Origin of the sequence: Candidatus Villigracilis affinis (assembly GCF_016705895.1) — a bacterium.
In the GTDB taxonomy this organism is placed as follows: domain Bacteria; phylum Chloroflexota; class Anaerolineae; order Anaerolineales; family Villigracilaceae; genus Villigracilis; species Villigracilis affinis.
The window spans coordinates 138,307-159,341 of record NZ_JADJKT010000008.1; the positions used below are offsets into that span (position 1 = coordinate 138,307).

Annotated in this window: 19 protein-coding genes; 10 read left to right on the forward strand and 9 right to left on the reverse strand. The window is 51.4% G+C overall.

Features of this window, described 5'->3' with window-relative positions:
- Positions 1-20: 20 nt before the first annotated feature.
- From IPI86_RS06165 to IPI86_RS06175, 3 genes are read right to left on the reverse strand one after another with little or no spacing between them, the layout of a single operon-like run.
- Positions 21-1,319 carry an efflux RND transporter periplasmic adaptor subunit gene (locus IPI86_RS06165; protein ID WP_345297119.1) on the reverse strand — a complete coding sequence of 433 codons (1,299 nt, stop codon included), beginning with the start codon at positions 1,317-1,319 and terminating at the stop codon, positions 21-23.
- A gap of 54 nt (positions 1,320-1,373) precedes the next feature.
- Entirely contained in the window at positions 1,374-2,501 is a 1,128-nt protein-coding gene (locus IPI86_RS06170; RefSeq protein ID WP_345297120.1) for an ABC transporter permease, read from the reverse strand.
- Between the two features lie 8 nt (positions 2,502-2,509).
- Entirely contained in the window at positions 2,510-3,127 is a 618-nt protein-coding gene (locus IPI86_RS06175; protein WP_345297121.1) for a TetR/AcrR family transcriptional regulator, read from the reverse strand.
- Between the two features lie 99 nt (positions 3,128-3,226).
- Between IPI86_RS06175 and IPI86_RS06180 the strand changes: the two genes are divergently transcribed.
- The 7 genes from IPI86_RS06180 (at position 3,227) to IPI86_RS06210 (ending at position 12,692) form a co-directional block, all read left to right on the forward strand.
- The gene (locus IPI86_RS06180) at positions 3,227-4,510 is read left to right on the forward strand and encodes an MFS transporter (protein ID WP_345297122.1); all 1,284 of its coding nucleotides are present in this window, start codon (positions 3,227-3,229) and stop codon (positions 4,508-4,510) included.
- A gap of 59 nt (positions 4,511-4,569) precedes the next feature.
- A complete protein-coding gene (locus IPI86_RS06185) occupies positions 4,570-5,760 on the forward strand; it encodes a Xaa-Pro peptidase family protein (RefSeq protein WP_345297123.1) in 1,191 nt (396 codons plus the stop codon).
- A gap of 36 nt (positions 5,761-5,796) precedes the next feature.
- A complete protein-coding gene (locus IPI86_RS06190) occupies positions 5,797-8,967 on the forward strand; it encodes a protein kinase (protein WP_345297124.1) in 3,171 nt (1,056 codons plus the stop codon).
- A 114-nt stretch (positions 8,968-9,081) separates the two neighbouring features.
- Positions 9,082-10,635, forward strand: a complete 1,554-nt coding sequence (locus IPI86_RS06195) for an acyl-CoA carboxylase subunit beta (protein ID WP_345297125.1) — start codon at positions 9,082-9,084, stop codon at positions 10,633-10,635.
- Between the two features lie 57 nt (positions 10,636-10,692).
- A complete protein-coding gene (locus tag IPI86_RS06200) occupies positions 10,693-11,058 on the forward strand; it encodes an OadG family transporter subunit (RefSeq protein ID WP_345297126.1) in 366 nt (121 codons plus the stop codon).
- A 45-nt stretch (positions 11,059-11,103) separates the two neighbouring features.
- Positions 11,104-11,565 carry a biotin/lipoyl-containing protein gene (locus IPI86_RS06205; RefSeq protein ID WP_345297127.1) on the forward strand — a complete coding sequence of 154 codons (462 nt, stop codon included), beginning with the start codon at positions 11,104-11,106 and terminating at the stop codon, positions 11,563-11,565.
- On the forward strand, positions 11,556-12,692 hold the full coding sequence (locus IPI86_RS06210) for a sodium ion-translocating decarboxylase subunit beta (RefSeq protein WP_345297128.1): 1,137 nt from the start codon (positions 11,556-11,558) through the stop codon (positions 12,690-12,692). The genes IPI86_RS06205 and IPI86_RS06210 overlap by 10 nt, the downstream gene beginning before the upstream one ends.
- A 70-nt stretch (positions 12,693-12,762) precedes the next feature.
- Here the strand turns inward: IPI86_RS06210 and IPI86_RS06215 are convergent, their stop codons facing one another.
- The gene (locus IPI86_RS06215; protein WP_345297129.1) at positions 12,763-13,146 is read right to left on the reverse strand and encodes a hypothetical protein; all 384 of its coding nucleotides are present in this window, start codon (positions 13,144-13,146) and stop codon (positions 12,763-12,765) included.
- Between the two features lie 292 nt (positions 13,147-13,438).
- Here IPI86_RS06215 and IPI86_RS06220 point away from each other — a divergent pair, with 292 nt between their 5' ends.
- Complete coding sequence (locus tag IPI86_RS06220) at positions 13,439-14,905, forward strand: pyridoxal-phosphate dependent enzyme (RefSeq protein ID WP_345297130.1); 1,467 nt, start codon at positions 13,439-13,441, stop codon at positions 14,903-14,905.
- 46 nt (positions 14,906-14,951) lie between these two features.
- Here the strand turns inward: IPI86_RS06220 and IPI86_RS06225 are convergent, their stop codons facing one another.
- The 5 genes from IPI86_RS06225 to IPI86_RS06245 form a co-directional block, all read right to left on the reverse strand.
- Positions 14,952-16,016, reverse strand: coding sequence for a VWA domain-containing protein (locus IPI86_RS06225; protein ID WP_345297131.1), 1,065 nt, complete (start codon positions 16,014-16,016; stop codon positions 14,952-14,954).
- A gap of 146 nt (positions 16,017-16,162) precedes the next feature.
- Complete coding sequence (locus tag IPI86_RS06230; RefSeq protein ID WP_345297132.1) at positions 16,163-17,182, reverse strand: VWA domain-containing protein; 1,020 nt, start codon at positions 17,180-17,182, stop codon at positions 16,163-16,165.
- A gap of 2 nt (positions 17,183-17,184) precedes the next feature.
- Positions 17,185-18,084, reverse strand: a complete 900-nt coding sequence (locus IPI86_RS06235) for a DUF58 domain-containing protein (RefSeq protein ID WP_345297133.1) — start codon at positions 18,082-18,084, stop codon at positions 17,185-17,187.
- On the reverse strand, positions 18,053-19,063 hold the full coding sequence (locus IPI86_RS06240; RefSeq protein ID WP_345297134.1) for a MoxR family ATPase: 1,011 nt from the start codon (positions 19,061-19,063) through the stop codon (positions 18,053-18,055). The genes IPI86_RS06235 and IPI86_RS06240 overlap by 32 nt, the downstream gene beginning before the upstream one ends.
- A gap of 145 nt (positions 19,064-19,208) precedes the next feature.
- Positions 19,209-20,048, reverse strand: coding sequence for a trypsin-like peptidase domain-containing protein (locus IPI86_RS06245; RefSeq protein WP_345297135.1), 840 nt, complete (start codon positions 20,046-20,048; stop codon positions 19,209-19,211).
- Between the two features lie 198 nt (positions 20,049-20,246).
- Between IPI86_RS06245 and IPI86_RS06250 the strand changes: the two genes are divergently transcribed.
- Positions 20,247-20,507, forward strand: coding sequence for a hypothetical protein (locus tag IPI86_RS06250; RefSeq protein WP_345297136.1), 261 nt, complete (start codon positions 20,247-20,249; stop codon positions 20,505-20,507).
- Positions 20,508-20,677: 170 nt separating this feature from the next.
- Entirely contained in the window at positions 20,678-20,923 is a 246-nt protein-coding gene (locus IPI86_RS06255) for a DUF2007 domain-containing protein (RefSeq protein WP_345297137.1), read from the forward strand.
- The last annotated feature ends 112 nt before the right edge of the window (positions 20,924-21,035 follow it).

Consider the following 21,035-nt stretch of genomic DNA (forward strand, 5'->3'; position numbering starts at 1 on the left):
TTCTCTAAAAATAAATTTTGTTATTTGAACACCACATCCGCAGGCATGCCGATCTTCAATTTGCCATCAGGGTCTGATACTTGCAATTTGATGGCATAGAAAGTGGAACTTCGTCCTTCCACAGTTTGGACATTGCGCGGGGTGAATTCTGCCTGATCTGCAATGTGAACGACGGTGGCGGTGAATGTCAACCCCGGGAAGGAATCCACGCGGACTTCGGCGGTCTGACCCAAACTGATTTGTCCATAACGATCTTCGGGGACATAAACGGTGATCGTCAGATTGGTGAGGTCAGCCATGGTGAGGGCCACCGCGCCAGGTTGGACAAATTCACCAGGCTCCACGTTGCGGGAAAGAATGACGCCATCCATGACGGCGTAAATATCGAGTTTGGCAATTTGCGCATCGAGCAGGTCAAGGTTGGCTTGCGACTGTTTGACAGCGGCATGAGCTTGATCGAGCGCATTCTTTGCCGAGATCACGACGGGGGAATCTGTGCCTGTCTGCAAGGAAAGCAAGCGGGTGTAGGCCGCATCATAGCGCTGCTGGGCAATGACTACTTGTCCGCGGGCGTATTTGATATCATCTTCTGCTTCTGTGTTGGTGAGTGCATTGAAATCATCTTGCGCGCGTTCCAGTACATCGAGGACATCGTTATAGTAATCGTAGGCGGCGTCTTGAACAGCGCCTGCTTCAACTGCATTTTCAGCCTGCACTTTAACTTTATCTGCGATCAGGAAAGCGGCGCGTGCTTCGGAGAGGCGCTTTTCGGCATCGAGATACTGCGCATTGCCCAAATCGGAGATGACTTTTTCCAGGTTGGCAACTGCTTCATCAAGGGCAACTTTGGACGCATCCACTTCTGTTTGTGCGGAAGTGATTTGATCTGATTGGTCGATGAACCATAAAGGCTGATTGAATTCATCGGGTGCGGAAATCCGCAGGTCTTTTGCACGCTGGGCATCCTGCGCGGAAAGGGCAGCCTGCAGGGTTTGGTCAAATTTGGTCTGCGCGGAGGCCAGGGCGGCATTGGCAGAGTCAAGCTGGGAGGCGGCCACTGCCCGTTGGGCAGTCAGCAGGCTTGGGTCCAGGTGAAGAAGCGGATCATCCGCGTTCACCAATGCGCCTTCTTCGACATCCACTCCAATGACCTTTCCAGCAAGTTCAGGTGAGATATTCACGATGGTGGCTTCGATGGAACCTGAAGCGGTGAGTTCGCCGTTGCCATCGGTGTTGAGATTGGCAAGCCCAAAATAAAGCGCGGCGATAACGGCAATGACAACGATCGCAATAACGGGGCGGGGTAATTTATGATTCATTTAAGTCTCCTATTTGGTAAGTCCTTCGGTTGCACTCGGGACAGATATGGTTAATTAATCAAGTCTCTTGCGGAAGCGGAGCGCAGCGGCGCCCATAATGACAATGCCAAAAATGGCAAGCGCGATGACTTCACGTTGAATGGCTTCGATGCCGACACCTTTCAACAGAAGCGAGCGAATGACGACGAGATAATAGCGAAGCGGAATGGCGTAGGATACCCATTGTAGAAATTTGGGCATGGCCTCCAACGGGAAGAAAAAGCCCGAGAGAAAAATGCTTGGCAGGTTGTACATCATCACGGTCAGCATGGCTTCCTGCTGCGTATTCGCGACGGTGGATGCGAACAAGCCAATGCCAAGGCTGGACATGAGAAACAGGCCTGACGTGAAAACGATCAGCGCGAGGCTGCCGCGCACGGGCACGCCAAACCAATAGCGCCCAATAATGATGATCTCAAAGGTTTCCACGAAGGCGAGGATGACGTAGGGCAGTAATTTTCCAAGCACCAATTCCCATGAACGAATGGGCGTGACAATAAGTTGTTCGATGGTCCCGCGTTCACGTTCACGTACAATGGCCGTGGCGGTAAGGATGGTGGTGATAAAGGAAAGAATCATGCCGATCACGCCCGGGATCATGAAATAGGCGGAATTGAGATCGGGGTTGTACCAGACCTGCGTGCGGACTTCGACAGGGGCGGAAGGGGCAGAGCGCCCGCTCAACGAGGCCTGTTCACCGAGAATTTTCGTCCCATAGGATTGACCGACAAGCCGCGCCGTAGACAAAGCCGTGGAGCCGATACTTGCATCGGAGCCATCCAAGACCATTAAGACTTGCGCGTTGCTTTCAAAATACTTGCGCGAATAATCGGCAGGGATGACAAGCGCAACGCGTGCATCGCCGGATTCGATCAGCTTTTGATATTCCTCCTGCGATTCGACAAAATAATCGATGGTGAAATAATCGGCGGCACGGAAGGCATCCAAAAGGTTGCGCGATTCTGGCGACTTGCTTTGGTCCCAAACCGCCATGGAAATATTACGCACATCGGAGGTGGCGGCATACCCCAACAGGAACAACTGCACGATCGGGATGACCACCGCCAGGGCGAGTGTGCGCGGGTCGCGAAAGAGCTGTAAAAACTCCTTGCGGATGATGGAAGAGATGCGGGAATTGAACATAAGTTTTCCTAGTTTTCTGGCTTTAAAATGCCATGTAAAAATATATCCACGTAAACATCCATGGAGTTTTTAGGCATGAAATTGCTGATGATCGATTTGGAGACGACCAGTTCTGTAATGAAATAAGAGATCACCAGTCCAAAGAAGGAACGCATCAGCATCGCGGGGTTGGTCACGCGCAGGTTTTTTCGCACTTTCACGATCTGCTCAAAAACGGGCAGCACTTTCGGCGCCACCTCCTTCAACATGGCCGCTCCATGCACCCCATTGAACTCGACGAACTCGATCATCATTAACTTGATGTAATAGGGTTCCTTGTTAAGTTCGGTGATGGCGATCCGCATCGCATTTCTCAGGAAATCCTCGGCGGTATCTCCCTGCGCTTCCAGGATCAATGGCAATATCTTTTTATATGGATGCTTATCGATAATAATGCCCTGAAAGATCTCCTCTTTACTGGAAAAATGGTTGTAGATACCACCCAGTGCCAGCCCGGTATGCTCGGCGATCTGGCGCATGGATGTGGCATGGTAGCCGTGCTCCATGAACAATTCCACAGCGGCGTCTTCAATGGCAAGGCGGGTAATTTCACCCTTCTTTGGTGTTTCCTTCAATTTTGCTGGCATAGTTTCCTTCGAAAAAAGAAATGAACGAACGTTCGTTTTTATTTTACTCAAAAAACAAAATCTGTCAATGGTCAAACTGCATCGGGTAAAATCATACTCATGCTCTCCCTCACCCAACTTGAAAAACAAGTCCGCGCGGATCTGAAATACAACGTCAAAGTCAATCTTTGGGATGGCGCAATGTTTGGCGTGGCACTCGGCTTCGCCTCCTTCGGCACGGTGCTGCCACTCTTCGTCGCATCCATGACCAACTCCGCCCTGCTGATCGGCCTCGTTCCCGCCATTCACTCTGTCGGCTGGCAATTGCCGCAGCTTTTCACCGCCAGCTATGTTTCCCGTTTGAGACGCTACAAACCCAGCGTGATGATGATGACCATTCATGAACGTATCCCGTTTTTGGGTTTTGGCATTGTCGCGCTGTTGCTTCCCATTATCGGTCAGCAAGCCGGGCTTGTGATTACATTTATTTTATTGACCTGGCAGGGACTCGGCGGCGGATTTACCGCCAACTCGTGGACCAGCATGATCTCGAAGATCATTCCGCCTGAAAACCGCGGCACGTTCTTTGGATTCCAGGCTGGGCTCGCAAACCTCTTCATCAGCGGATCGGCTGTGGCCGCAGGCTACCTTTTGGATTATCTCGATTCACCGCTGGACTTTGCGGCCTGTTTCTTCATCGCAAGCATTTTCTTCACTACGTCATGGTTCGCGCTCGCGCTCACGCGTGAACCCGAAGATACTGAGAAGGTCATCCCTGAAGAAAAAACCCATTTCTGGGATGATTCAAAAAAGATCCTCAAAAAAGATTTCAATTTCAACTGGTTTCTGGTGGCGCGATTCATTTCCCAATTTGCCACAATGGGATTCTCGTTCTACATCATTTACGCCCTGCGCCGCTTCAATATGGATGCCATTACAGCAGGCTTTCTCACCGCTACACTCACCATCGCTCAAACCATCGCCAATGCAGGGATGGGCTGGCTCGGCGACAAATGGGGACATCGCTCCATGCTCATCATCGGAGCGACAGCCGCACTGGCAAGCGCCATCCTTGCGTGGCTGGCAACGTCCATTTTATGGTTCTATCCCATCTTCCTGCTCACAGGTCTCGCCAACGTTTCCATTTGGACAATCGGCATGGCCATGACCGTGGACTTCGGCACCGAAGCCGAACGCCCGCTGTACATCGGCCTCTCGCAAACCCTCACTGCCCCTGCCACCATCCTCGCCCCCCTGCTCGGCGGCTGGATCGTGGATGCGGCTGGCTTCATCCCGACGTTTTCAATTTCCATCATCCTCTCCATAGCCATGATCGGAGTTCTCATTTTTCTCGTGAAAGATCCGCGCACGCATCAAACAAGAAAGATGAAGGATGAAGGATAACAATTCGGTTTTCCTTCATCCTTCATAATTCAAAATTCATCCTTTCCCACGGAGCCCCCATGTCCCTCATAAAAGAAAAAGTAAATCAAGCCATTGAAATCCTCAAAGAACAACAGACCGATATGTGGTTGACCTTCGTCCGAGAAACCAGCGGCGTACGTGACCCCGTCCTCGATTTTCTCATCGGCGAAAACGACCTCACCTGGCCCTCCGCACTCATCCTCACCCGCAAAGGTGAAAAGATCGCCATCATCGGCAACCTCGAAAAAGAATCCCTACAAAGGCTGGATGTCTTCGACGAGATTCTCGGATACGACACCGCCGTCAGCGCATTGTTGAAGGAGACAATCACCCGCCTCAACCCTGACCGTATCGCGGTTAACACATCCCGAAACAATGTCCACGCGGACGGATTGACTCACGCCATGTATGAATTCCTCAAGGAATATCTCGCAGGCACGCCCTACGCCGACCGACTCATCAGCGCCGAACCTGTCATCTCCGCCATGCGTGGACGCAAGACTCCCACCGAGCAGGCACGTGTCAAAAAAGCCATCGAGATCACCGAAGAAATTTTCGCCAAAACCTTTGATTTCATCAAAGTCGGAATGACCGAGATCGAAGTCGGCGCATATATGCATAAACTCGCCAGAGATTACAACGTGGATCTCGCCTGGCCTGCTGAAAATTGTCCCGCAGTCAACTCAGGGCCGAATTCCCCTGTCGGGCACAACGGACCCACCGACATCAAGATCGAGCGCGGACATCTCGTCCATTTTGATTTTGGTGTGAAGTACGAAGGCTACTGCTCCGATATTCAACGCATCGCCTATGTGCTGCGCGAGGGTGAAACCGAAGCCCCCATTGAAATCCAGCGCGGATTTATCACCATCCGCACCGCAATTGAGAAATCACGCGAGGCGATGAAACCCGGGGTGGCTGGCAACGTCATTGACACCATCTCACGCGAGATCGTCGCCGATGCAGGCTACCCCGATTACAAATACGCCCTCGGACATCAACTCGGGCGTGTGGCACACGACGGCGGCGCATTACTGGGTCCGCTGTGGGAGAAATACGGCGACTCACCCAATCAAAAATTGGAAATCGGCCAAGTCTTCACCATCGAACCTGGCTTACCTGTGAATGGGTATGGCTACCTCGGCCTCGAAGAAGATGTGGTGATGACAAAAAACGGCGCGGAATATTTCCACGAACCGCAAAGGGATATTGTGTTGTTGAAAGGATAAATTCCCGTCAAACTGATATACAATAACAGTGTAGACATGATGATCGGACAGACCCTGCTCAATCGCTATGAAATCGAAGCGGAGGCCGGTAAAGGCGGCATGGGCGTGGTGTATAAAGCCCATGACAATCTGCTCCATCGTATTGTCGCGATCAAATTTCTGAACGCGGCAGGTCTGGGCACTTCGGGCAGGGCTCGATTGCTGTCGGAAGCGCGTGCCACGGCTCAATTGAACCACCCAAACATCGTCTCTGTATTCGATGCGGGAGAAGTGAACAGCGAGCCTTTCATCGTAATGGAATTCCTGGAAGGCAAAACCTTACGCGGCCATCAAACAACATCAATAATAGATTCCCTGACGATCACCGTGCAAATCTGTAGCGCGCTCGATCATGCGCATGCAAAAGGCGTCATTCACCGCGATTTGAAATTGGAAAACATTATCATCACGGAATCACAAGCCTTGAAATTAATGGACTTCGGCCTTGCGCGAACCGTGGATGGCGAACGGCTTACCGAAGAGGGTGCGCTTGTTGGAACATTTGCATATTTAGCACCTGAGTTAATTCAAGGCCAGACCGCAAATGAACGCTCTGACCTGTATGCTTTGGGTGTAATTATGTATGAGGTCTTTGCGGGCACCTCGCCGTTTCAAGGCACGGTCAGCGCCGTCATTGCTCAACACCTGAATGGGACTGTCGCCCCTCCCAGTGAACACAATCCGCAGATCCCTGCCTGGGCGGATGAAATCATCCTTCGACTGCTGAGCAAGCATCCTGAAGACAGACCCGCCTCTGCGAAAGAAGTTCTGCAAGTTTTGAAGAAAGCCGATGAAGTTTCCGCAAAATTAATTGCGGCTCATGTCCCTGAAATCACAACAAGAAACAACCTCCCTGTTCAACTCACGAACTTTATCGGCCGCGAAAAAGAAATAGCTGAAACCAAACAATCCATTGCCGAACACCGCCTAGTGACATTAACAGGATCAGGCGGCACGGGAAAGACACGCCTCTCACTTCAGGTTGCAGCGGATTTGCTCGATCAATTTCCAGGCGGAATCTGGTTCGCAGAATTGGCACCGCTCACCGACCCGGACTTGATTCCGCAAGCTATTCTTTCAGCGGCGGGAATGCAACCCCAATCCGGCAAGACCACTCTACAAACCCTGATTGACTTTCTTCATGAAAAAACTTCTTTGTTGGTGTTCGATAATTGCGAACATCTCATTGACTCCAGCGCACGATTAGCTGAGTCAATATTGACAGGCGCACCCAACGTAAAAATCCTGGCATCAAGCCGCGAAGCATTGGGAGTGCGCGGCGAACAAGTTTTGCGCGTGCCGTCTTTGACCCTGCCCGATATTAAACACTTGCCAGATGTTGGGCAACTTTCTCAGTACGAATCTGTGAGCCTGTTCGTTGACCGCGCCAGACCTGTCCAATCTGACTTCACAATAACCGATCAAAACGCGCAAGCAATCGCGCAGATCTGTCATCGGTTGGACGGCATTCCACTGGCAATCGAGTTGGCCGCCGCACGCATTCGGATGTTGAACGTGGAAGAAATTGCAACCCGGCTCAACGATCGTTTCCGCCTGCTAACAGGCGGGTCGCGCACAGCCCTGCCGCGTCAACAAACCCTGCGCGCCTTGATCGATTGGAGTTATGAACTGCTATCGAAAAATGAACAGGCCTTGTTGCGCAGACTGGCCGTTTTTTCAGGCGGCTGTACACTGCAATCTGCGGAACAAGTTTGCAGCGACGAAGATCTCGTGGGGATTTCTCCATACGATGTGCTCGACCTGCTTACCCGTCTCGTGGATAAATCCCTTGTTGCGTTGGACAAACATCCTGCCCAGTCACGCTATCGAATTCTGGAAACCGTCCGCCAGTATGCACGCGAAAAACTGATGGAAACGGGACAAGGCGAAGAAATCCGCAAAAAACATTTTGATTATTTTTTCAAACTTGCGACTGAGGTTGAGCCGCATATCCAATATGGTCCTGCACAGCTGACATGGCTTGACAAGCTGGAGGATGAGCTCGGTAACTTTTATGCCGCATTGGAATGGTCGTTGGAGAACGGAATGGAATCAGGCGCGGAATTAATCGCAAAACTCTGGTGGTTCTGGGATCGACGCGGTCATTGGCTTGAAGGCTATGAATGGACTCAGCGCGCATTGGAGCTTGTCTCTGGAAAAACGTCCCTGCGCGCAAAATTGCTTGCCGAAGCGGGCTGGCTGGCATCCGAATTGGTCTATCACCAGAAATCAATCGCTCATGCGATGGAAAGTGTAGCACTGTATCGTTTACTAGTAGACAAAGCAGGCCTGGCCGTTCCTCTCATTACGCTCGGCGATGAATTCCGTGATCAAGCGGATTTAGTTAAATCCAGACAGTTTTATACTGAAAGCTACACACTATTCGAGGAAACCCAAAACCAATGGGGACTCCGGTATGTTTTACTGAACGGGTTTTCAACCCTTGCCAACGCTGAAGGTAAACACGAAGAAGTGAAAAACCTTCTTCTCCAGGCACTTGCAATGTCGCGCAAGACGGAGGACAAAGAAGGGATTGGTTTTTCATTGCTCCTGTTGGGGCACGAGGAGATAAAGACTCACAACTATGCCCGCGCAAAAGATTTTTACGATGAATCCATGAGGCTGGCTCGCGAAAGCAGGTATCCAGATATGCTTGTCTCCTGCACGCGGGAATTGGGACATCTGGCATACCTCACCAACGATTACGAACAGGCAAAAAACAGGTTCGAAGAACTTTTGCAAATGAACAGGGATTTGGGTGAGAAAAACGGCATAGCATTTGCACTGCGCCGTCTGGGTCACCTCGCCCGTATACAGGGAAACTATGATCATGCACGAAAAATTTACGCTGAGATTCTCTCCAAAGCGCATGAAGTGGAAGAACGCCGCCAGATATTTGGCACGATGTTGGAAATTGCGTTCCTGAATGCAAGATTGGGGGAGTTCGCCAATTCCACACGATTGTTCGGCGCAGTCGAAACACTCTATCCCGTCGTATACAAAGGAATGGCAGATGACATCTTCACCGAATGCGAGCGGACAAAAGAGTCCTGCAAAAACAATTTAACTGATGAACCCTACAAAACCACATACGCCGAAGGCGCAACCATGGCTTTCGAGCAAGCCGTCGCGTTTGCGCTGAATATGTTGAGAGAACCAAATCAATAATCAGAATCAAGGGCAGGCGGATTATCCTATTTTATGTATGTAATCCATCACTGGCAGTTAAATCATCTCATGCTATACTTCCAATTGTGAAATTTATCACCAAAAGGATGAAATATGACACAGGAAGATCCCAGAATTTTGGAATTGAGAAAGATGCGCGCCAAGGCTTTGGAAGGCGGCGGCGAAGAGCGAATTGCCAAACAAAAAGCCAAAGGTAAAATGACGGCGCGGGAGCGTGTGATTGCACTGCTTGACCCGGGCACATTCAATGAGATCGAGCCATTCATCACACATCAAGGCGATGAGATGGATTTGCTGAAGGAAAAGTTTTACGGCGACGGCGTCATCACAGGTTATGGACAGATCAACGGGCGGACTGTTTACTTATATTCACAGGATTTTACAATTTACGGCGGCACGCTCAGCGAAATGCAATCGCATAAAATTTGCCGCGTAATGGATCTGGCAGTACGCAATGGCGTGCCGTTCATTTCGTTGATCGACTCAGGCGGCGCGCGCATTCAGGAAGGCGTGCGTTCGATGGGCGGCTATGCAGAAATTTTCCGACGCAACGCGCAATACTCGGGCGTGGTGCCGCAAGTCAGCGTGATGCTTGGACCCTGCGCGGGCGGCGCGGCCTACTCGCCTGCCCTCACCGATCTTGTCATCATGGTTGAAAAACAATCTTTCATGTTCTTGACGGGTCCCGAAGTCATCAAAGCTGTGACTGGTGAAGTGATCGATGCAGAATCGTTGGGCGGCTCGGGTGTGCATACCTCGGTAAGCGGTGTGGCGCATTTGAGTGTGCACAGTGAAAAAGCGGCGCTCGAAATGGCACGGCATTTTCTTTCGTATCTGCCTTCGAACAACGTGGAAAATCCGCCGTTTACCCCAACGACTGATGAACTCGCCCGTATGGATGAAGAATTGAATCACATGATTCCGCTCGAAGCCACTGAGCCCTATGTAATGCATCAGGTGATCGAAAAGATCATCGACCAAGGCTCGTTCCTGGAAATCCAACCCGATTGGGCGCGTAATGCCATTGTAGGCCTTGCCCGCATCGGCGGACACAGCGTGGGCATCGTCGGTCAGGAACCTGCCATCATGGCGGGTGTGATCGATATTGATGCCGCCGATAAAATGACCCGCTTCGTGCGCATGTGCGACTGTTTCAATATTCCGCTTGTCACCTTTGTTGACTCGCCTGGCTTCCTGCCTGGCATCGCGCAGGAACATGGCGGCATCATTCGTCACGGCGCAAAACTTTTGTATGCGTATTCAGAAGCCACTGTGCCGAAGATCTGTATCATCACCCGCAAAGCGTATGGCGGCGCATATGTCGTCATGTCCAGCAAGTATCTCGGCACCGATGTCACGTATGCGTGGCCTTCGGCTGAGATCGCAGTGTTGGGCGCGGAAGGCGCAGCGAATATTTTGTTCAAGAAGCAGATCGAAACCGCAAATGATCCAGCCGCGGAACGCAAAAAACTTGCGAATGAATACCGCGAGAAATTCAATAATCCATACTACGCCGCTTCCACAGGCTACGTGGACGATATCATCGAGCCGCGCGAAAGCCGTCCGAAGCTCATCGCCACCCTGTCTGCGCTCCGCGATAAATACGCGCCCGCACCGCCGCGCAAACATGGGAACATCCCAGTCTAGCTAGTGGACAATAAACCGTAGACCGTGGCAATCGTCCACCGTCAAATGGAAATAAACATGAATGATGCATTAATCCAATCCCTCCAAATCACCGCCCTCGGCATGGGGCTCGTTTTCGGTGCGATCCTTTTGTTGTGGCTGATGATGATCTTGCTGACACGATTCACCGCAGAAAAAGAATCGGCGACTGAAACAGACTCCACCGCACAGGCAGACGCATCTGACTCGCCCGAGCCTGCTCCTGTTTCAACAAGCGGATTCAAAGCCCAGGCCGCAGCACTGGCTGTGGCATTGGCGCTCGCCGAGCAGGAATTATCTTCGGCGCATCCATTGCTCGAGCCGCCCACGGCCATTGTCTCTGCCTGGCAGTTGGGCATGCGGACCAGTCAACGCTCTGAAAAAGGTAATTTTAGAAGACATTAACCCTCACCCTGCCCTCTCCCAAAAAGAGAGGGGAAAGATGAAATTATGAAATATAAAATCACGGTCAACAATCAAGTTTACGTAGTTGAAATTGAAAACATCAACACACGCCCGGTCATCGCGCATGTGGACGGTGAACGGTTTGAGATCATGCCCGAGAACGCTGGTCAGGCCGAAACAAGAAAAGACCCGAGCGAGAAAACGGAGAGAAAGGCCTTTAATCCGAATCCTACCCCAGTCAGGTCAACTTCTCCCAATCCCGCATTAAGTGGCAATGTACTGACCGCCCCGCTGCCTGGAACGATCATCGAAGTCTTTGTAAAACCTGGCGAAAAAGTGGAAACAGGGCAGGTGCTGGTGATTATCGAAGCCATGAAGATGAAGAACAGCATCCGCTCAGTGTACAGCGGCATGGTGAGTGAAGTGTTGGTGAGCGCCGGGCAAAGCGTGGCGCACAAACAGGCGCTCGTGAAGTTTGCAGATATAGGCGAGGCTTCATGGATCTAGCTTCACTGCTCCCTGAGCTATTGAAAGGCTTTTCGCATTTCACGATTGGCAATGGTGTGATGATCTTTGCCGCGCTGGTTTTAGTGTATCTCGCGGTCTTCAAAGAGATCGAACCTGTGCTGCTGCTGCCAATCGGTTTTGGATGTTTGCTGGCAAATATTCCGCTGGCAGGCATGACCGCCGCCGAAGGCATGACGAAGGTTTTATACGATGCGGGCATCAAAACAGAATTGTTCCCTTTGCTGATCTTCATCGGTGTAGGCGCGATGATCGATTTTTCACCGCTGCTCGCACAGCCGCGCATGGTTCTGCTCGGCGCGGCAGGGCAATTCGGCATTTTCGGCACGTTGATATTGGCAATCGCCCTGGGCTTTCCCCTGAATCAAGCGGCATCCATCGGCGTCATCGGTGCAATTGACGGACCCACCTCCATTTTTGTCGCGACCAAACTCGCGCCCGAATTGCTCGCACCCATTGCCGTGGCGGCTTATTCGTATATGAGCTTGATTCCCATCATTCAGCCGCCATTGATGCGGCTGCTCACGACAAAAAAAGAGCGCATGATCCGAATGGATTACGCGCCAAAACCGATCTCAAAGAAGACATTGATCTTCTTCCCAGTTGTGCTGACCATTGTTGTCGGCTTGCTTGTACCCGAGGCCACCCCGTTGATTTCCATGCTCATGCTTGGAAATCTGCTCAAAATGTCTGGCGTAGTGGATAGACTCAGCAAGGCCGCAGAGAATGAGATCATCAACATCGCCACGCTGTTTTTGGGTCTGGCGATCGGATCCACGATGAGCGCAGCCAGTTTCCTCAATCTCGACACGGGCAAGATCATGATCCTCGGCCTGTTCGCTTTTGCGTTGGATACCGTTGCAGGTCTGCTGTTCGGAAAACTCATGTCAGTGCTCAGCGGCGGGAAGATCAATCCGCTTATCGGCGCGGCTGGGATTTCCGCCTTCCCAATGGCAGGGCGCCTCGCTGCAAAAACCGCCAACGATGAAGACCCGAATAATTTCATCCTCATGCATGCGATGGGTGCAAATACAGCAGGTCAACTCGGAAGTGTGATCGCGGGTGGTATTCTGCTCTCCGTTGTCAGCAAGATGCTGGGAATTGGGTAAAGCACAATTCCTTTAACGCAAAAGTGGCAGAATGCAGTGTTAGCATTCTGCCACTTTCATTTTCTTATCTTTACTCAAACTTCGGGTAATTACTGGAATTAATATTTGTAGACGGCCGCTTCAACTTGTTTAACAATTTCGTCACCAACATGCCGCCGGGTACAGCAAAAATAAATGTGAGAACACCCGAAACGACCGCACCGATCAACGCCCAGATACCGATCCAAAGAAAGGCGTAGAACACGGGGTCGGTCTTCACCACATTTCCACTTGAGTCCACGCAGTGTAATTCATAGGCTGTGCTCGGCTGTCGATTTCCAAATTCATCCGCTGTCGTTGTCGCGTACGAATAACTTTCGGGCGTCGATCCTGCTGGGCATAACCATCCACCTGTTGTCTTAATGGCAAACTCGCTGAAAGAACTGACACTTCCAACAACAAAGAAAACAGGCATTACACAACTACTTATTATAGAGATCAAAAGGAACCAGATCACACAACCCGAAATTGCTGTCGTTTTGAGTTCTCATTGTCCTTCTTTCTTAATAGCCCCGGGCCCCCGACCCAACTTTTTCCAACCCGGGTAAAGGACATCTCCTGTTTGTCCCACGTTGAAATCAGGCTAAAAAACATCAGGACATACGTTCTCCCAAAACAAGAAATCTGTCATGGATAAAAATTGTTGTATTGAACTCACTTGTGCGCTATAATCAAAGTTGTCTGACAACTACAATCAGGAGTATAAAATGACAACCATTGACCTGACTCTGCACAAAGATCGCCGCGCCCGCGCCATTCAACGCGCAAAAGAGCGCAACATCATCATCCCCACCTATGCCCAAATGAAAGACCCTTCCAAAATTCCTGCGAAAGTTAAGGAGGAATTGACGAAGATCGGGCTCTGGGATATCCACCCCCGCAACCTTTTCCGCATCAACTGGCACAACCAACCCACCGCCTCAGGCGGGACCTATGGCGGAGTCAATTACATTGAGCTTCCCTCTTCGCTGACGGGAGTCAAGGCGCGCATCATTGCTGTCGTTGGCAAGTGGTTCCCCACCGGTGCACACAAAGTCGGCGCGGCGTTTTCCTGCCTCGTGCCTCGTTTGGTCACAGGTCAATTTGACCCGACCACCCAAAAAGCAGTCTGGCCTTCCACTGGAAATTACTGCCGCGGCGGCGCGTATGACTCTGCTCTGCTCGGCTGTGAATCGATCGCTATTTTGCCCGAAGGCATGTCAAAGGAAAGATTTGAATGGCTTGCCCAAGTTGCTGGCGAAACCATCAAAACTCCAGGCTCCGAATCCAATGTAAAAGAAATTTTCGATAAATGCAAGGAACTGGCGAACTCAGGTCAGGACTTGATGATCTTCAATCAATTCGAAGAATTTGGTAATTACCTCTGGCACTATGAAGTAACAGGCCACGCCATGGAAGAAGTCTTCAAAGCGGTTGCAGGCAAGAACGGACGCTTCCGCGGTATCGCATCTGCTACAGGCTCGGCTGGCACCATTGCCAGCGGCGATTACATGAAGCAGCTTTTCCCCGATAGCAAGATCGTGGCGAGCGAAGCCCTGCAATGCCCCACACTTTTGGAAAACGGCTTCGGCGCACATCGCATCGAAGGCATCGGCGACAAGCATGTGCCCTGGGTTCACAACACCAAGAACACCGACCTTGTCACCGCCATTGACGACAATGCCGTGGTCAACATCTCCCGCCTCTTCAACGAAGAAAACGGACGCGCCTACCTCGCTGAGAAGGGCGTACCCGAATCCGTCATTGCCAACCTCGACCTGCTTGGTTTCTCTGGCATTTCCAATGTCCTCTCCTGCATCAAGACCGCCAAGTATTACGAGATGGACGAGAACGACATCATGATCACCATGTTGACCGACTCAATGGAACTGTATCGCTCCCGCCTGCATGAAATGCATCAGGAATTCGGCGAATACAGCGAGAAGGATGCCGCCGCAGATTTCGCCCGCTACCTGCACGGCGAATCCACTGACAACATGATCGAGCTCACCTACCCCGAGCGCCGTAGAGTCCACAACTTGAAATACTACACATGGGTCGAGCAGCAAGGCAAGACCTATGCGGAAATTCAAGATCAATGGTATCAACCTGACTACTGGACCAGTGTCCAAAAGCAGGCCAACGAAATTGATGAATTGATCGTTGAGTTCAACAAGGAAGTTGGATTAGCATAGATAAAAAATCCTCCGAGTGCATAACTCGGAGGATTTTTTCATTCACTCAAGGGATCGGATGCCAGAGCATCGCAAGGACAATGGCAAGCAGAACAAACATCGTACCAATCGCAGCAAAGATCACGCTGATCTCTGTCGTCTCAGTGATGGTCATTAATTGAACAGGCAGATTTCTAAATATGTCTTGAAGTTCATCCGTGCTGGATGCAGCGAAATATTCTCCGCCAGTCATTTCGGCAACTTGTTTCAAGGTCTCTTCATCGATTCCTCTGCGGAAACCGCCGCCTCCACCACCTCCGCCCCCGCCACCCCCAAAGAAAGACTGATTGGGATCATTCGGGTTGCCGCCACCTTGAAAGCCTCCACAATTCATGGGTGAGTCTTCACGATCTGTTCCAAAGCCGATCGTATAGACTCTGACGCCGCGCGTCTTGGCAAATTCCGCAGCGAAGACAGGGTCTGGCCCAGTGGTATTGACCCCATCCGTTAACAAGATGACCATATAAGGAGCATACTCTCCCTCGGGCATGGGTTCAGGTTCCACGCCTGCAAATGGACTTGGCAGACTGTCATCCATTTCAGAAAGCGCCTCGAGAGATTTCAACAAGCCCGAGCCGATGGCTGTTCTGCGCGCAGTGGTGACGTTTTGAATCGCATTATCCAGCAAAGCTCTATCGGTGGTGGGTTCTTGAATAACAACAGCGTAGCCTGCAAATGCGACAATCCCAATTTGGACATTATCCTCCTGTGCTTCAATAAAATCCAATGCAGCGTCTTTGGCTGCCTCCAAACGATTTGGCGAAATATCCGTAGAACACATACTTCTCGAAACATCCAAAGCCAGGATGATGGTTGCATTCGCAGCGGGCAATGTGACGGTTGTGATGGGACGTCCCATTGCCACGACAAGGCTGGACATGGCGAGCAGGAATAACACGAACGGAAGATGGCGCCGTACTTGCGATTGTTTTCCAACGGCTTCACGCACAAGGGACAGACTCGAAAAACGCACGGCGTATGGTCGCCTGCGGCGCAAGATGAAAATGTAAACAAGCACTAGTATGGGAATCAGTGCCAGTAAGTAAAGGAATCCAGGCCAGAGCAATTCCATGTCAGCCTCCGGTTATTCGTGTCACCCTGAGGGAGCGCTCTCCCTGGCACCGTCCGCCAGGGCAGGTGTCAGCGACCGAAGGGTCTCTATGCCGTGAAAGAGATGCTTCGCCGCAAAGCGGCTCAGCATGACATACAATTGAAAAGTTACGGCACATGGCTAAACCACATCAGGGAGATCATCCCTGCGACCAATAAAATGAGAATGCTCGCACCCGCAAAAATGGCGGTGACTTCTGTTTTTTCTTCAACGATTACCAATTGCGGATCAATATTTTCGTAGATGGTTTGCAGGTCTTCTTCCGTTTGGGCGTTGTAATAATTTCCGTCGGTGATCTCTGCAATTTGTTGAAGAGTAGCTTCGTCCAATTGAGTGAAGACAGAAAAACCGTTGACCTCAAGCTGAACTCCTGCGCTGCTGCCAACTCCAATGGTGTGGATGCGGACTCCACGGTCCGCGGCGAATTGGGCGGCTTCGAGTGGATCGGGATTCATGTTATTTTCGCCATCGGTGATGAGAACGATCACAGCGGAGTCATCTGCGTCAGAAACAGGAGCAGGCGTGGGCGCGGGAGAAGAGGCGTCTGGCAGTGGGACATCCATGCCGAGGATGGGCGGTTGTCCCGTCGCGTTGGCAATCGTATTCAAAGAGATGATGATCCCATTTGCGAGCGATGTGCCGCGTTCGGGGCGCAGTCGGTCAATGGATGAGAGAATGGCTTCCTGATCGTTCGTGGGAAGCTGCATTGAAAAGCCGTTATCGCTGAATGAAACAATGCCAACTTTCACTGTGCTCGGCTGGCGCTTCACAAACTCGCGGCCCACTTCTTTTGCGGCTTCCATGCGCGTGGGTTCAAAATCTGTTGCAGACATGCTGCCCGAAACATCAAATGCAAGGATGACGATGCCTTCCACTTGCGGCAGGCTCACTGGCATTTGCGGGCGGGCAAGCGCAAAAAATAAAATGGTCAGCCCGAGGAGAAAAAGAATGGCGGGCAGATGACGGCGCGAACCGAGCGCGCGTCCGTTGGCGGCTTGCTGCACCAACCCCAAACTGCCGTAGCGCACGGCAAATTGTTTGCGGCGGTTTTGCATGCGCAGATACAACAAGACCAGCAGCGGAACCGCAAATAAAGAAAAAAGCGATATGGGCCAGATAAAAGACATGGTTACCTTTTGCGTTGACGCCGCATCATCACAAAGCGCACGATGGCGTGGATCATATCTTCTTCGGTGGAAAGCGGAAGAACATCGACACCGGCACGTTTGAAAGAATCATTCAACGCAAGTTCACGCTGTTGCGCGGCTTCACGGAATCGCTTGCGGAATTTTTTATCGTGCGTGTCCACGTACAACTGCTCACCCGTCTCGGCGTCTTCCATCACAATTGGCCCGATGTCGGGCAAGTCCATTTCGCGCGGATCCCATAAACGGATGGCGATAACTTCGTGATGCTGGCTCAACAGATTCAACGTGCGCTCCCAGCCAGGCGTGCTGATGAAATCAGACACCACAAAAACAAGCGAACGCTTTTTGATGGAATGCAAACCGCCTTTGAGCAATGCGCCGAGATCGGTCATGGATGAATGATTGAGACGCGGCTGATTTAACAAATCGTTGATGATGCGCAGCACTTGCAGCCGCCCGCTTCTTGCTGGGACCGTGCGCTGGATTGCGCTCCCAAACATCATCGCCCCGACGCGATTCCCGTGACGGGTTAATAGCCTTGCAAGAGTAGCGACAAAATCAATGAGCACATTGCGCTTCTGATTTTGCAGCGTGCCAAAATCCACCGAGGGACTCAGATCAAGCAGGAACCACGCAATGACTTCGCGGTCTTCCATGTATTGACGGACGTACGGCGTGTTCATGCGCGCGCTGACGTTCCAGTCAATGTAGCGGATGTCATCCTCAGGCTGATATTCGCGCAGGTCGGCAAAATCCACGCCGAAGCCGCGGAAGAGACTGCGGTAATCGCCTTGCAGAAGTCCATCCAACCTGCGGATGACCTGCCAATCAAGCCGATGCAGAATCCGCTCAGGCGTTGGCGTGGACGTTGAAGTGTTCATGCAATGGCACCACAGGGAGCGGAATGCGGTCGAAGATCTTCTTCAAAATGTCGTCGCTGCTGATGTTGTCGGAGAGCGCTTCGTACGAAAGCACAAGCCTGTGACGGATGACATCCATTGCCATGTCGAGCACATCCTGCGGGAGGACGTAAGCGCGTCCGCGCACGAAGGCGAGAGCCTTGGCAGTGAGAATCAAATTGATGGATGCACGCGGGCTGGCACCGAACATGATGTAGTGTTGAATGTCGCCCAAACCAACATCCTTTGGATTGCGCGTGGCTCCGACCATTTTGACCGCATATTCAATGAGCGCAGGGTCAACATATACCTGATCGGTCTTCTTTTGCAATTCAACCAACTGGTCGGTGGTCAACACCTTTTGGACTTCCGTCCATGCGCCTGTCATTCTTTCGACAATGACAAATTCTTCCGTGGGGCTGGGATAGCCAACCAACACCTTGAGCATGAAGCGGTCCACTTGCGCTTCGGGGAGCGCGTACGTGCCTTCGGTTTCGATCGGGTTTTGAGTTGCCAACACTAAAAACGGGTTCGGGACTTTGTGAGTCTCGCGGCCAATGGTGACTTGCTTTTCCTGCATTACTTCAAGCAGGGCGCTTTGCACCTTGGCGGGCGCGCGGTTAATTTCATCGGCTAACAATAAATTCGTAAACACAGGCCCAAGCGAGGTGTTGAACTCGCCGCTCTTTTGGTTGTAAATGCGCGTGCCGATCAAATCTGCGGGGACAAGGTCTGGTGTGAATTGAATGCGTTTGAATTCGCCGCCAATTGAATCAGCGAGGGTCTTGATCGCCATCGTCTTCGCCAGGCCGGGCACGCCTTCCACGAGGATATGTCCGCGTGCGAGCAGGGCGACGATCATGCGCTCGAGCAAGTGATCTTGTCCCACGATGATCTTTTTTACTTCGTACAACACACGTTCCATCGGGAGTTTGTTTTCACGGTTTGAGGTTTGTTCCATGCTTGTTCTCCTTTTTTAAATAAGCTCATGTCATCCTGAGCGAAGCGACACTTGCGCCGCGCGCCAGTGCGGTGAGGATCTCTACCGTAGGCGGGAGACTCTTCGGTCGCGAAGAACGCTCCCTCAGAGTGACATAAGACAGCAACTAATACGGCGGCGAACCCATGCCGCCAACGGCCACGGTGATCGGGACAGCAAAGCCGATGCCGACAAAGAAACTTTCATCGGTGGGGTTGACGATGCCCGTGATAATGCCAATGACATGACCATTTCGATTCAACAGAGGCCCGCCCGAGTTCCCAGGGTTGACCGCTGCGTCAATTTGGATCATGCCTGGGATTTCCAAACCAGTCCCTTCCATCTGAAAGACTCGGTCAAATCCAGAGATCACACCCGAGCTCATCGAGCTGTATAAACCGAAGGGGTTGCCCACCACAAAGGCCTCGTCGCCCACATTCATGGAATTGGGATTGCCCAGCACGGCAGGCACCACCGAAAGCGGCGTGTCGTAAGCCTGCAACACCGCAATATCGCGCTCGGGCATTTCAGACACGATCGCGGCCTGCGACTGCGTGCCATCGGCGAAGGTGACCATGATGACGCTGGCATCCTTCACGACATGCAGACTGGTGAGGATGTTGCCGAAGGAATCGACCACGACGCCGCTTCCCAACCCGAAATCTGATTTGGCGTCCTTATGCTTTTCCTCCACCTGAATCAGGATCAGGGATGGTTGAATGATCTGATACACCTGCGCGGAATACGCGGAAGCAGGCGTAGCCGAAGCCATGACCATCGCCACCGAAGCGTTGACATCTTCCACGGTCAGTTGATTGGGTTTTACGATCAGCAAATTGTAGAAAAACAGGACAAGCAAAGCACCGAAGACCCCCGAGGCAAAAGGCAATCCGCGCCGTAGACGCGCAATGACCTCCCTCATGCGCCCTTTCCATACATCCATTTTTGAAGCAGACGATTCGTTCATGCACAGTTCCTGTATAAAGTGGCTGGACGTACACGATACTTTCAATATAAGTGCCTTATTTTAGGTAAAGATGAGAAAGGTTGTCGCATTCTTACAGATTTACAAAATCCACACAATTCCATGCGTAGTACCCATGCGTGATACAACGAACAACGCCCGCAGCTATAATCCACAAAAATCATTTTGCGGAGGTAAAGCATGCCATCTTTAGAACAAGAAGAAATCGCATTACTCAGGCAGCGCGTCGTCAGGCTGGAGGCGCAGGTGGAATTTCTTTATCGGCATCTCAACGTCACCTTTGAAGCGGACCGCCGCGCAGGTGACGACCCGCAGGTGATCGAAGCCTTGAAGAGCAGAACCCTGATCGAGGCCATCCAGATCTATCGCAAGAATAAAGGTGGAAGCCTCGCAGAAGCCAAAGACGCAGTGGAAGACATGCAAAGAAGGCTGGGGCTGTAATTTACAAACCCTCTACGGGCCACCGTGGAGGGTTTGTCTTTAACAACCGATTTTCAGCATGAGGTGGGTATAATTGCCGTATCACATTCAACTGTAAGCGATTCGAAAATGAGGGACTCCGTGACCGACGGACATTGTTTCATCAGTTGTTCCACAAAGGAGAATAACAAATGGACAAGCTGAAATACGAAAAGATCGGTGAGGCAAACAGCCGCGCAGAAGCAGATGTTATTGAAAGTTTCCTGGAAGCGGAAGGAATTGATGTGGAACTCATCGAGGAATCCGTTTCATATACTTCCTACGCGGTTCCGCTGGTACGCATCCAAATTTTTGTCCCCATTGAGAAGTTCGAGCAGGCACGCGAACTTCTCAAATCTTTTGATGATATTTTGCCAAAGGAAGACGACGAAGAATAAGAATTACAGACTCATGCTGACGTACCCAACAGGATATAATCGCTGCATCGTCATCTTTCAACTTTCGGGGAGCGCCCTATGACCGACGGACATTGCTTTATCAGTTATTCCA